This is a genomic window from Burkholderia sp. Bp8998, from assembly GCF_003854235.1.
Lineage (GTDB): Bacteria > Pseudomonadota > Gammaproteobacteria > Burkholderiales > Burkholderiaceae > Burkholderia.
Genome location: NZ_QTQF01000008.1, coordinates 13,984 through 25,800, shown reverse-complemented (window position 1 = coordinate 25,800; position 11,817 = coordinate 13,984). Strand labels below are relative to the sequence as shown.

12 protein-coding genes are annotated in these 11,817 nt (G+C 67.3%); 5 read left to right on the top strand and 7 right to left on the bottom strand.

Annotated elements, in window-relative coordinates:
* Positions 1 to 2 precede the first annotated feature (2 nt).
* On the bottom strand, positions 3 to 1,643 hold the full coding sequence (locus tag DIE06_RS10970; protein ID WP_124661443.1) for an L-lactate permease: 1,641 nt from the start codon (positions 1,641 to 1,643) through the stop codon (positions 3 to 5).
* Between the two features lie 460 nt (positions 1,644 to 2,103).
* On the opposite strand from DIE06_RS10970, the gene DIE06_RS10965 reads away from it, so the two are divergent.
* A complete protein-coding gene (locus tag DIE06_RS10965) occupies positions 2,104 to 2,415 on the top strand; it encodes a DUF4148 domain-containing protein (RefSeq protein ID WP_124661442.1) in 312 nt (103 codons plus the stop codon).
* Positions 2,416 to 2,506: 91 nt separating this feature from the next.
* Here the strand turns inward: DIE06_RS10965 and gshA are convergent, their stop codons facing one another.
* From gshA to ada, 3 genes are all read right to left on the bottom strand, one after another.
* Positions 2,507 to 4,120, bottom strand: a complete 1,614-nt coding sequence (gene gshA, locus DIE06_RS10960) for a glutamate--cysteine ligase (RefSeq protein ID WP_185733386.1) — start codon at positions 4,118 to 4,120, stop codon at positions 2,507 to 2,509.
* 474 nt (positions 4,121 to 4,594) lie between these two features.
* A complete protein-coding gene (locus DIE06_RS10955) occupies positions 4,595 to 5,569 on the bottom strand; it encodes a DNA-3-methyladenine glycosylase (protein ID WP_124661440.1) in 975 nt (324 codons plus the stop codon).
* Positions 5,566 to 6,657 carry a bifunctional DNA-binding transcriptional regulator/O6-methylguanine-DNA methyltransferase Ada gene (gene ada / locus DIE06_RS10950; RefSeq protein ID WP_124661439.1) on the bottom strand — a complete coding sequence of 364 codons (1,092 nt, stop codon included), beginning with the start codon at positions 6,655 to 6,657 and terminating at the stop codon, positions 5,566 to 5,568. The genes DIE06_RS10955 and ada overlap by 4 nt, the downstream gene beginning before the upstream one ends.
* Before the next feature lie 429 nt (positions 6,658 to 7,086).
* Here ada and DIE06_RS10940 point away from each other — a divergent pair, with 429 nt between their 5' ends.
* Positions 7,087 to 7,500: a VOC family protein gene (locus DIE06_RS10940; RefSeq protein WP_124661437.1), complete on the top strand. Its 414-nt coding sequence runs from the start codon at positions 7,087 to 7,089 to the stop codon at positions 7,498 to 7,500.
* A gap of 10 nt (positions 7,501 to 7,510) precedes the next feature.
* On the opposite strand, the gene DIE06_RS10935 is transcribed toward DIE06_RS10940, so the two are convergent.
* From DIE06_RS10935 to speG, 3 genes are all read right to left on the bottom strand, one after another.
* Positions 7,511 to 8,065 (bottom strand): YaeQ family protein, encoded by a 555-nt coding sequence (locus DIE06_RS10935; RefSeq protein WP_124614246.1) that lies wholly within the window; start codon positions 8,063 to 8,065, stop codon positions 7,511 to 7,513.
* Positions 8,066 to 8,242: 177 nt separating this feature from the next.
* On the bottom strand, positions 8,243 to 8,590 hold the full coding sequence (gene sap1 / locus DIE06_RS10930; RefSeq protein WP_185733385.1) for a surface attachment protein Sap1: 348 nt from the start codon (positions 8,588 to 8,590) through the stop codon (positions 8,243 to 8,245).
* A gap of 502 nt (positions 8,591 to 9,092) precedes the next feature.
* Positions 9,093 to 9,635, bottom strand: a complete 543-nt coding sequence (gene speG / locus DIE06_RS10925; RefSeq protein ID WP_124486734.1) for a spermidine N1-acetyltransferase — start codon at positions 9,633 to 9,635, stop codon at positions 9,093 to 9,095.
* Between the two features lie 153 nt (positions 9,636 to 9,788).
* On the opposite strand from speG, the gene DIE06_RS38250 reads away from it, so the two are divergent.
* The 3 genes from DIE06_RS38250 (at position 9,789) to DIE06_RS10915 (ending at position 11,776) form a co-directional block, all read left to right on the top strand.
* Positions 9,789 to 9,959 carry a hypothetical protein gene (locus DIE06_RS38250; RefSeq protein ID WP_044848668.1) on the top strand — a complete coding sequence of 57 codons (171 nt, stop codon included), beginning with the start codon at positions 9,789 to 9,791 and terminating at the stop codon, positions 9,957 to 9,959.
* A gap of 99 nt (positions 9,960 to 10,058) precedes the next feature.
* Positions 10,059 to 10,307 (top strand): DUF2795 domain-containing protein, encoded by a 249-nt coding sequence (locus tag DIE06_RS10920; protein WP_124661436.1) that lies wholly within the window; start codon positions 10,059 to 10,061, stop codon positions 10,305 to 10,307.
* 110 nt (positions 10,308 to 10,417) lie between these two features.
* Positions 10,418 to 11,776, top strand: coding sequence for a sensor domain-containing diguanylate cyclase (locus DIE06_RS10915; protein ID WP_124661435.1), 1,359 nt, complete (start codon positions 10,418 to 10,420; stop codon positions 11,774 to 11,776).
* The last annotated feature ends 41 nt before the right edge of the window (positions 11,777 to 11,817 follow it).

The following is an 11,817-nucleotide window of genomic DNA, read 5'->3' as shown; positions in this document are numbered from 1 at the left end:
CGTTACTTCGGCAGTGCGGGGATCATCCACGTCAACACGTGCTGTTGCAGGAACACGAGCACGCCGAGCAGCAGCGTGAGGATCACGCTGTGCCAGAAAGTGCGCGCGAACACGACGCCTTCCTGCCCCTTCAGGTCGGTCGTCGACACGCCCGTCGCGATGTTCTGCGGCGAGATCATCTTGCCCATCACGCCGCCGGACGAGTTGGTCGCCGCCATCAGCACCGGATCGAGGCCGAGCTGCCGCGCGGCGACCACCTGCAGGTTGCCGAACAGCGCATTGCCGGATGTGTCGCTGCCGGACAGGAACACCGCGATCCAGCCGAGCGACGCCGACACGAGCGGGAACAGCGCGCCCGTCGACGCGACGCCGGTGCCGAGCGTGTAGCTGATCCCCGAGTAGTTCAGCAGGTACGCGAGCCCGACGATCATCATCACCGTGATGATCGCGATCCACGTCTGCCGCCACGTCTTGACCACGCATTCGAGGAACGCGCCGACGCCGGTGCGCGTCAGCGCCGCCGTGATGATCGCCGACAGGAGAATCGCGGTGCCGGTGCCGAGCGGCTGGAAGTCCCAGATCGCCGCATACGGCTTGTGGTACAGCGACACGAACACCGTGTTGTGCAGGCCCGGCCACTTGATCTTCACGTCGCCGATTGCCGCGATGTTCGCATGCACCCAGACGATCACGACCACCGACACGACGATCCACGGCAGCCAGCCGCCGAAGCCCGCGCGCGCGGCGCCGGCCGTGGCGGGCGCGCTGCGCGCGAGCGCGTATTGCGGATCGGGCTGCGGCTTCCACACCTGCAGAAAGCCGATCGTGACGATCAACGACGTGAGCGACGACAGCACGTCGGTGAGCTGGTAGCCGAGGAAGTTCGACGTGACGAACTGCGCGATTGCAAAGCTGCCGCCCGACACGAGCAGCGCGGGCCACAGCTTCGAGATCGAGCGCAGGCCGCCGTACGCGCCGACTACGTAGAACGGCAGCAGCAGCGCGAAGAACGGCAGTTGCCGGCCGACCATCGCGCCGAGCGTCGCGGGCGGCAGCGACGTGACCGCGCCGAGCACGGTGATCGGCACGCCGAGCGCGCCGAACGCGACCGGTGCCGTGTTGAACAGCAGCGTGTAGGTAAGCGCTTCGAGCGCGGGGAAGCCGAGCGCGATCAAGAGCGCGCTGGTGATCGCGACCGGCGTGCCGAACCCGGAGATCCCTTCGAGCAGACAGCCGAACGAGAACGCGACGACGAGCAGCACGAGGCGGCGATCGTCGGGCAGGTGGTCGAGCATCCACTGACGGAACTGGTCGAAGCGGCCCGACTTCACCGCGATGTTGTACAGCAGCAAGGCGTTGAACACGATCCACATCACCGGCACGACCGCGAGCGCCATGCCGGCGCCGACCGCGTTGAACGCGAGGCCGGCCGGCATGCCCCACGCGCCGATCGCGACCGCGAGGCCGGCGACGAGCCCGGCGAGCGACGCTTGCCACGCCGGCCGGCGCAGCACGCCGAGCGCGATCAGTGCGACCGCGATCGGGATCACGGCGACGAGGAAGGACAGGAACAGCGAGTTGGCGACGGGCGTCAACGGCTGCGTGTACAGGATGCCGGGCGGCAGGGCGGCGGTAGGATTCATCGTGTCTCGCGTCTCCGTGTCGAACGGAGTTAGCGCTTTAGCGCTTACTCCGGTCCCATGCTTTGCGGTCGAACGGAGTTAGCGCTTTAGCGCATGCCCCGGTCCTGTATCAAACGTGCGTTTGACGGCGGCGAAAACCGAGCGACGCTTGCGCATGCAACCATGCCGCAGCGCCAACCGATCGGTCGCTTAAAAAAGGTTAGGAGGCGCATCGCGCTTGCACAAGGGGGGCAAGCCCGATGCGCGCGGTGCCGATACACAGATCCGCCGCACGCTGAACGGCGGCTGGCGCCCCGCTGACGCGCGCGCCAGCAAGCCGCCGGCGCAATGTTGCTCAGGCGACAAAGGTGACTGACGGCGAGCGGGGTGTTTCGTTGGGTATCCGAAGCCTAGACTGGCTGCATCGATTCCGCCCGCGCCGACGAAGGTGCGGCTCCGGACACCTCACGGAGCAATCACGATGAAAACCATGAAACTTGCGGCGTGCGCGTTACTGCTGATCGGCTCGGCTGTTGCCGCCCAGGCCCAGGCCGCGTCGACGCTGACGCGTGCCGAAGTTCGCCAGGAACTCGTGGAACTGCAGGCCGCCGGCTACCGGGCGAGTCTCGCCAGCAGTCCCGACTTTCCGCAGAACATGCAGGCGGTCATGCAGCGTGCCGCGCAGGCGCGCGGCGATGCGGCCGGCTACGGCGGCGACGGCCATGCGAATGGAGAATCGGGGAAACCGGCGCTGCCGCACGTGGTCGATCGCGACACGTACGCGCATCACTGAAGCGGATGAAACCGGGCCGCGCGCGTGAACGCGCGACCACCCGAACCGCAGCCGGCCTGCCCGCCGCACGGTGCGCAGCGGGCGGCGGCGATCAAACGCTGAAGCGGTTCAGCGTATAGGCACGATAGGCCGCGACGAATGCGTCGAACGATCCGGCCTCCTTCGTTTCCAGCTCGGCCTGCTCGGCCAGCGACTTCGCCGCGAGCGCCTGCTCGGCGCGCATCGTCTCCGCCGACGGCGGGTTCGCACGGAAATGCGCGGCATGCGCTTCGCTGTGCGCGAGCGCGAACGCGAGGAACGACTGCCCGTTTTCGCGCATCTCGCGCAACACGCGCGCCGACGGCGTGCGCTCCGGATCGGCGAGCTTCTCGCGCTGCGCGGCGATCGCACGCGCATGCTCGTCGCCGCCGCGGATCTCGTCGAGACGGCGCCCGACGGTTTCGATATCGGCCATCAGGTCGTCCGCCCACGCCTGCAGCGTGACCGGCTGGCCGTCGCGCATCAGCGTGAGCCCCGGCTTGCGCCCGTCCATCGTCACGCTGCCGAAGTTCGCATTCGCTTCCTTGTATGCGTCGCAGTCGAGCGCCGGACTCTCGTCGAGCGCGCAGGCGAGCAGGAACGCATCGATGAAGCGCGCGGTCTCGAGCGCGATGCCGGTCGGCTCGAACGGATCGATGTCGAGGCAGCGCACTTCGATGTACTGCACGCCGCGCGACGCGAGCGCATGCAGCGGACGCTCGCCCGAATACGTGACGCGCTTCGGCCGGATCGTCGAATAGAACTCGTTCTCGATCTGCAGCACATTCGTGTTGATCTGGATCCACTCGCCGTCGCGATGCGTGCCGATCGCCTCGTACGGCGGATACGGCTCGCTCACGGCCGTCGACAGCGCGTCGAGATAGCCGGGCAGCGTGTTGTAGTCGACGTGCAGCGCGGCCTGCGCAGTCGTGTTCGAGTAACCGAGGTCGCTCATCCGCAGGCTCGTCGCATACGGCCGGTACAGCGTATCGGCATCGAACGCGTCGAGCGTGTGCGGCTTGCCGCGCAGGAATTTCGCGTCGAGCGCGGGCGATGCGCCGAACAGGTACATCAGCAGCCAGCTGCGGCGGCGGAAGTTGCGGATCTGCGCGAGATAGCGCTCCGACTGGTAGTCGACGAGCGTGGCCGTCGAGCCCTCTTCCGCATGCAGGCGCCGCCACACTTCCTCGTGCAGCGAGTAGTTGTAGTGGATGCCCGCGATGCACTGCATCGTGCGGCCGTAGCGATACGCGAGGCCGCGGCGGTACACCGTCTTCAGGCGGCCGATGTTCGACGTGCCGTAGTCGGCGATCGGGATTTCATCGTCGGCCGGCAGTTGGCCCGGCATCGAGTCGTTCCACAGCATCTCGTCGCCGAGCGACGCATATACGTAGCGGTGCAGATCGTCGAGGCGTTCGAGCGTGATCGACGCGTCGGCTTCCGCCGGCGTGATCAGTTCGATCAGCGCTTCGGAATAGTCGGTCGTCAGTGACGGGTGCGTGAGTGCCGAACCGAGCGCGCGCGGATGCGGTGTAAACGCGATCATCCCGTCGCGCGTCACGCGCAGGCTTTCCTTTTCGATGCCGCGCAGGCCGTCGGGCAGATGCTGCCGCGTCGGGCCCGAGCTCAGCGCTTCGAGACGATTCAGCAGCAGTTCGGACTGGCGGTGAGTCATGGTGTTCGACATGGAGACGCAAGTGCGTGACGGCCGCGCGCGGGATGCCGCGCGGCCGGCTGGATTATGGGTCGCTTCGTTGGTAGCGGGCACTTTAACATCTCGCCGTCACGCGCGCTTGAGGTGGCTCCGGGCGGTGCGGACCCGCCCGTGGCGGGCCGCCGGACGGGCCGATGGCCATGATCGCTGCGCGCGCGGCAACCCGTCTTCGGTGCCGCCGGACGTGGCGATCACGCAAAATTCGTCGGAAGGAACGTGAGCAGTGCGCGCAACGGTGCCGCCAGGTGCAACCCGTGCAGCCGAACCCGCGATGTATCACCGTCGCACTCGAGCCAACCATACGCCGGGGGCGACGCGCGCCGGAGCGGCCAGATCGCCGTCAAGCGTCGCGCCGTGAGGACGACCGACCGATCGCTGCCGGCGCCGCGCCCTTTGCGGGTCGCAGCGCCGCCCTGCCCGGTCGCACCCGCCGGCCGCCGGCGACCGTCATCCGCCGCGCGCGCCGCCTGCCCGGTCCGCCACGTCGTTCCACAAATGCAGCGCCGCATACGCGCGCCACGGCCGCCAGCCTTCGGTGCGGCGCTTTTGGCTCGTGAGCCGGTCGAGCGACGGATCGCGCGCGGTGATCGACTGCATCAGCACGAGATCGGACGCCGGCCAGGCGTCCGGGTCGCGCCACGCACGCATCGCGATGTATTCGACGGTCCACGGGCCGATGCCGGGCAGGTCGAGCCACGCGCGGCGCAGCGTCGCGAGATCGGCCTGTGCGGGATCGAGCGGCACATGGCCGGCCGCCACCGCGCGCGCCATGCCCGTCAGCGCCGCGGCCCGCTTGCCGGGCATCCCGATCTTCTCCAGATCGCATGCGGCGAGCGCGTCCGGCGTCGGAAAACGCCAGGCGGGCACGCCGTCCGGCGCCGCCATGCCGTCGTCGTGCGCGACGCGTTCGCCGGCCCGCTGGACGAGCCGGCCGACGATCGTCGTCGCCGCCTTCACGCTCACCTGCTGGCCGACGATCGCGCGTACCGCGAGCTCGAATCCCGACCAGGCGCCCGGCACGCGCAGCCCCGGTGCGGCCTCGACGAGCGGCGCGAACCATGGGTCGCGTGCGAGCCCGCCACCGATCGCGGCCGGGTCGGCGCCGAGATCGAACATCGACGCGACGCGGTGCGCGAACGCGTCGTCGACATGGCGCGCGGCCGCCCCTTCGATCGTCGCGATCAGGCAATGCCGGCGCGGATGCTTCGTGACGGTGAGCCGGCCCGCGTCGCCGTGCAGATCGACGATACGGCGATACACGCCGTCGACGACCTGTTCGACACCCGGAATCGCTCGTCCGCTGAAGAAGCGCAGCACGCGCGCCCAGTCGTACGGCGCCTTGAAGCGCAGCGCCATCTGCGCGGACGGCGGCACCTGGCCGCCGCCCTCGATCAACGTGATCGTGGTTGGTTCGATGCTCAAACTGCGTTGCCCTCCGCAACGGCTTCGGTTTCATCGTCGTGCACATGGCGCGCCTCGGACGCGAGCAGCGTCGCCTTGCGGCGCACGCCCCAGCGATATCCGGCGAGCGCGCCGCCTTTCTGCACGACACGGTGGCACGGGATCGCGAGCGCGACCGGATTCGATGCGCAGGCCGATGCGACAGCCCGCACCGCACGCGGCGAGCCGAGTGCCTCGGCAATCTCCGAATAGCTGCGCGTTTCGCCGTACGGAATGTGCGTCAGCGCTTCCCACACGCGCTGCTGGAACGCGGTGGGCGCGATGTCGAGCGGCAGATCGAACGCGTGCCGCGTGCCGTCCAGGTACGCGCGAATCTGCGCGACGAACGGCGCCAGCCGCGACGGCGATTCGACCAGCTCGGCACGCGCGAACGCATCCTTCAGTTCGCCGACGAGCGACGCCGGTTCGTCGCCGAATGCGATCCGGCAGATACCCTGTTCGGTCGCGGCGACGAGCACCGCGCCGAGCGGCGTCGACGCGGTCGCATAGTCGATCCGCAGGCCCGCGCCCTGGCGGCGGAATGCGGACGGTGCCATCCCCAGCTCGCGCGGCACCGATGCATAGAGCCGCGACGGCGAGTTGAAGCCCGCGTCGACGGCCGCCTGCGTGACCGGCTGCCCGCTTTGCAGCGCCTCACGCAACGCGGCGCCGCGCTGCGCGGCCTGGTACTGCCGCGGCGACACGCCGACCACGCGCTTGAACAGCCGCTGCAGGTGGAACGGGCTCACGTACACGGCGTCGCTCAGCTGCTGCAGCGTGAGCCGCTCCGGATGCGCGTCGAGCACCGCACATGCACGATTGACGATCTCGAGCTCGCGCGGCAGCCCTTCGGGCTGACAGCGCTTGCACGGGCGGAAGCCGGCCGCTCGCGCGTCGGCCGGACTGGCAAAGAAGGACACATGTTCGCGCCGCGGCAGCCGCGATGCGCAGCTCGGGCGGCAGAACACGCCGGTCGTGCGCACGGCATAGAAGAACGCGCCGTCCGCATGCGGATCACGGGCGGTCACGGCGCCCCAGCGGGCATCGTCGGTCGGATAGGCGGTTTTCATCGGAACCTCGCATTCCCTAGTGTAGATGGTGCCTACTCTAGACATCGGCCCAGGCCGTCGCGCCCTGAATCTTGCTCTGTGATTCGCGCCGGCGAAACCGGGGACGCATCTGAATCGATCAATCGGACGAAAAACCGCGCAAGCGCTGCCTCGACGCCGCTTTCGCCATCATTCCGTCACCATTTTGTTGCAGTGCGGCTGCGACAAATCGCCGTCCTGACCATTTTTTACACTCGGAATATTGCAACGCACCATCGCCGTGTGTATAGTTGGAACTGTCTCCTCCATGTCTCCTCCTGATATGGATTAAGCCCGTTCCGCTCCGCGTGAACGGGCTTTTTTTCGTCCGTCGATCGTGCAGCGTTGCGGCATGCGTCATCGGCACGGTCTACACTCGGTGCACGCCATCCGCGAAGGAGTGCCCCGCTCATGAAACCGACCATCCGCGCGATCGATCACGTCGTGCTGCGCGTGACCGACATGGCTGCGATGACCCGCTTTTACTGCGAGGCCGTCGGCTGTCACGTGGAGAAGGAACAGCCCGACCTGGGCCTCGTGCAGTTGCGCGCCGGCGACGCGCTGATCGACCTGCTGTCGGTCGGCGGCCCGATCGACCGTCCCGACAGCGGCCCGCCCGGCACCGGCCGCAATCTCGACCATCTCTGCCTGCGCGTCGAGCCGTTCGACCCCGACGCGCTGACCGAGCATTTCGCCGCGCATGGCGCGCGCCCCGGCGCGCCCGCCGAGCGCTACGGCGCCGGCGGCTACGGGCCGTCGATCTATCTGTTCGATCCCGAAGGGAACATGCTGGAATTCAAGGGGCCGCCGGCCGCGCTCGGCTGAGCGCCGGCCGTCACGCGTCGGCGCGCGCCTTCAGCACCGTCCATTCGACCGCGACCGGATCGTGGTCGGCGCTCGAAATCCAGGCGGTGCCGTCCTGCACCGTGCACTGCAGGCGCATCGTGCGCTCGGCGAGGCGCCCGAGCGCGGCCGCGACGCCGTCGCCCAGCGACAGCACCTGCACGTTGCGCAGCCGCTCGACCTTGCTGCGCACGCCCTGCCACCAGATATCCGAGGTCTTGCCGCCGTATGCGATCACCGTGACCTGCCCGGCGCGGCCGGCCGCCTTCGAGATGCGCCGTTCGTCGGGCTGGCCGGCCTCGATCCACACGTCGATCGCGCCCGTCAGGTCCTTCTGCCACAGATCGGGTTCGTCGACGTCCGACAGCCCCTTGCAGAATTCGAGACGCTCGTGCGCAAACAGCGCGAACGCGACGATGCGCACCATCATCCGGTCGTCGGTTTCCGACGGGTGACGGGCGACCGTCAATGCGTGATCGGCGTAGTAGTGCCGATCCATGTCGGCGATTTGCAGCTCGGCTTTGTAGATCGTGGATTTCAGCGCCATGCGGATACGGCCCGGGCGGGCATTCGGTTCGGTCGGGCCGTGATGATACCGAATGCGCGCCGCCCGGCGCGTGACGGGCACGCCACAGCACGACGGCCCGGCATCGGCCGGGCCGCGTTCAGGTCGCGCCGCCGACGTTTCGGGCCGGCGCGCCGAGGCGAGAGGTGCGCGTGCGGATTACTGCTTGACGAAGCGCGAATCGGTCCAGAGACCCTGCTGGTCGCTATTGTCGGCGCTGACGAACTGCACGTCGCCCTGATCGACCGACACCACGCGGAAGCGCTGGCCTTCCGGCACCGACAGGCAACGGTAGTCGTCGAAGTACTGCTGCTTCGCCTGCGACTTGCCGTCACGCTCGTGACTCAGTACGGAGTCCAGATTGTCTTTCGACAGACAGCCCCACGCATTCTTCGTCAGCTGGATTTCCTGCTTCGGCTGGACAGCCGCATCGCCGCTCGCCTGGGCGATCGACACCACGGAAAATGCGCCGACAAGGGCAACAAGGACACCGGTTCGCTTCATCATGTTCTGTCTCCAGGCTTGCGGGCACCAGGCTCGGTTAGCTATGTGTTTAAAGATGATCGTGAACCCGCGTTTTTCACTTTAGAAGACCGGCAAGCGATATCAAGCACATTTGTTGTGCGATCGCAATAGCGGCGAATTGTCGCACCCTGCGCGCACCCGGTTTTTCGCTTGCCGCGCACGCGCGGCGGCGTCTGCTGCCGGGCGAACGCACCCGCGCCGCCGGGCGTAAAGCGTTGCCCCACAAGACTTTCAGCGAAATTGCGATGCGCTGATTGAACGGTTTGGATAATTCATCTCAATATCGGGACTATTTTGATGCGTTGCACATAAAGTCATCCGCAACGATGTGAATTTACCGCAGTGCGGGACCGGATTTACCTGATACAAGAAAAATGCCAGGTATAAGCGCGTGCGTATTTATCCGTATTTTCCCGAGTGCGCCAGACGCCCGCGGCAGCGGGACCGCAGCGCGTTTTCATCGGTGTCTTCTACCCGGCTTTATTCAGACCGCTTGCGGGCGCTCGAAATAATCGCGCTGGAAGATGCACATGCGATAGGCGTTGTGATACGCGCCGTTTCCGAAAAATTCTTCCTTCAATTCCGCCTCGTGCTGGAATCCGCATTTCTCGTACACGTGGATGGCCGCCGCATTCGACGTATCGACGATCAGGTACAGCTTGCGCATGTTCAGTACCTTGAACGCGTATTCGATCGCGAGGCGCGTCGCCTGCCCCGCATAGCCGCGCCCCTGGCATTGGGGCGCGATGATGATCTGGAACTCGCCGCGACGGTGAATGTAGTCGAGCTCGATCAGCTCGACGAGGCCGACCAGCTCGTCCTGCGGATCGACCGCGACGAAGCGGCGCTCGCGCTGGTCGTGCACGTGGCGGTCATACAGTTGCGACAGCTCGGAGAACGTTTCGTACGGCTCCTCGAACCAGTAGCGCATGATCTTCGCGTCGTTGTTCAGCTCGTGAACGAAGCGCAGGTCCTGGCGCTCCAGCGGCCGCAGTGCAAGCGTGTGCTTGTCGTTCTGGAGTTGCATGTTCGTGTCCTTTTTTGATGCCCGCGCGCGCGTGAAACACCCGTTCAGCGCCGCCGCGAACGGGGCGCTTGCCGCGCTGCAAGAAGTTGACCGCGGGCGAAGCTCAGAGCCTAGAATGGGAGCAAGGGTTCCTGCCACCGCAAGGAGGCTATCGTGATCGAGCAAGTCATACTCGGCATCTTCCTCGTGTTGCCACTCATGATCGTGGCTGCGCTGTTCTCCGACGAACTGTGGCAGGAACATCGGCGTCAGCATCCGCGCGACGAAAACGCACCGCATATCGACTGGAAGCATCCGTGGCGCCGGGTGCGGCGCGGGCACTGAATCGATCACCCGCCCTGGCGGGGCGCCCGGAACGGCGCAACCGCCTTCCGCTACGAACCCGCTTCGAACCGAATCCCGCTCAATCAGCGAGACGCCGACGTGAACGACAAACCCACTCTCCCTCCGCACGATATCCCCGGTGAAGCGATCGACCTGCAGATCGCCGACGTGCTGGCCGCCGTCCGCTACCCGGCGAACAAGGATGCGATCGTCGACGCCGCACGCGACGCCGGCGCGAGCAACGAAGTGCTGTCGATGCTCGACGGCCTGCCCGAACAGGATTACGCGGACGTCGATGCCGTCACGCGCTGGGTCGCCGGCAACTTCGGCCCCGGCCTCGGTATTTGAGCGCGCGCGAATAACGCGATAGGATCGGGCCGCACCGGTCGCATCGCGGCCGGATGCATGCTGCCCGGCGCCAAGACCGGGCGTGACCGCACGAGCGCCCGGGGGAATCCATGGAAGGTATCCTGATCCAGCACACGACGCGTCGTCAGCGTTGGTTCGGCGCGCTGACGGCACTCGTCATCGTGCTCGCCCTCGGGATCGCCGTGCCGCACGCGAACGTCGCGCTGCCGGCGGTCGAGCCGTTCATGCCGATGTGCGCGCTGACCGTGTTCACCACCGCGAGCATCGCCGCCTTCTTCCTCGGCGCGCAGTTCACCGTCACGCGCCAGCCCGTGCTCGGTGTGCTCGGCGGCGCCTATGCGTTCACCGCACTCGCCGTCGCGCTGCAGCTGCTCACCTTTCCCGGTGTATTTGCGCCGCATGGATTGTTCGACGCGCGTCCGCAAACCGCCGCGTGGATGTGGATCTTCTGGCATGCCGGCTTTCCGTGCTTCGTGATGCTCGCGCTGCTCGCGCGCGAGCGGCTCGCGCGTGCACCGGTCGGCGCGGCACAGACGCGCTGGTGGACCTTCGCACTGGTCGGCGGCCCGGCCGTCGCGGCCGCGCTGCTGTGCGTGCTGGCGCTGAACGTCGCGCTGCCGCCCGCGTTCCATCCGCCGGGCGATGCGGCCGCGCTGCCCGTCAACGGAATCGCGCTGGTCGTATGGATCCTCAATGCGCTCGCGCTCGTCGCGGCGGTGGCCGCCGGCCGGCTGCGCACGACACTCGACCTGTGGCTCGCGATCGCGGTGCTCGCCTGCCTCACCGACACGACGCTGAACCTGCTGACCACGAACCGCTTCACGGTCGGCTGGTATCTCGCGCGCGTGTTCAGCATGTTCACGCCCGGCGTGCTGGTGTGCGTGCTCGCCTGGGAAGTGACGAAGCTGTATCAGCAGCTGTTCGAGGCGCACGCGACGCTGGTTCGTTCGTCCGCGCGCGACGCGCTGACCGGCGCGTTCAACCGCAGCCACTTCAACGACTATTTCCACACGCTGTTCCTGCAGGCGCGGCGGCAAAGCGAGCCGTTGTCGCTGCTGATGGTCGACGTCGACCACTTCAAGGCCTACAACGACGCGTTCGGTCACGTGAAGGGCGATGCATGCCTGATCGCTGTCGCGAATGCGCTGGCCGGTGCGGTGCGGCGGCCGGCGGACATCGTCGCGCGCTACGGCGGCGAGGAGTTTGCGATCGTGCTGCCGAACACCGGCGCACGCGGTGCGCGGGTCGTTGCCGAGGAGGCGCGCGAAGCGGTGCTGCGGCTCGATCTCGCGATGCCCGGGTCGCCGGCGGGGCGCGTGAGCGTCAGCGTCGGCTGTGCGACCCTGTCGGCCGACGACCTGTCGACGTCCGATGCATTGATCGAGGCCGCCGATGCGGCGCTGTACCGCGCGAAGGATGCAGGGCGAAACCGCGTCGCCGCGGCGTGAAAACGTCTGCGGATTGGGGATTTGTTACGGTCATTGTGACC

Excerpts from the sequence above, each read along its gene's own strand:
- sap1 (WP_185733385.1), bottom strand. The coding sequence starts at position 8,590 with ATGATGAAGCGAACCGGTGTCCTTGTTGCCCTTGTCGGCGCATTTTCC.
- DIE06_RS10935 (WP_124614246.1), bottom strand. The coding sequence starts at position 8,065 with ATGGCGCTGAAATCCACGATCTACAAAGCCGAGCTGCAAATCGCCGAC.
- DIE06_RS10965 (WP_124661442.1), top strand. The coding sequence starts at position 2,104 with ATGAAAACCATGAAACTTGCGGCGTGCGCGTTACTGCTGATCGGCTCG.
- DIE06_RS10970 (WP_124661443.1), bottom strand. The coding sequence starts at position 1,643 with ATGAATCCTACCGCCGCCCTGCCGCCCGGCATCCTGTACACGCAGCCG.
- ada (WP_124661439.1), bottom strand. The coding sequence starts at position 6,657 with ATGAAAACCGCCTATCCGACCGACGATGCCCGCTGGGGCGCCGTGACC.
- gshA (WP_185733386.1), bottom strand. The coding sequence starts at position 4,120 with ATGTCGAACACCATGACTCACCGCCAGTCCGAACTGCTGCTGAATCGT.
- speG (WP_124486734.1), bottom strand. The coding sequence starts at position 9,635 with ATGCAACTCCAGAACGACAAGCACACGCTTGCACTGCGGCCGCTGGAG.
- DIE06_RS10940 (WP_124661437.1), top strand. The coding sequence starts at position 7,087 with ATGAAACCGACCATCCGCGCGATCGATCACGTCGTGCTGCGCGTGACC.
- DIE06_RS10915 (WP_124661435.1), top strand. The coding sequence starts at position 10,418 with ATGGAAGGTATCCTGATCCAGCACACGACGCGTCGTCAGCGTTGGTTC.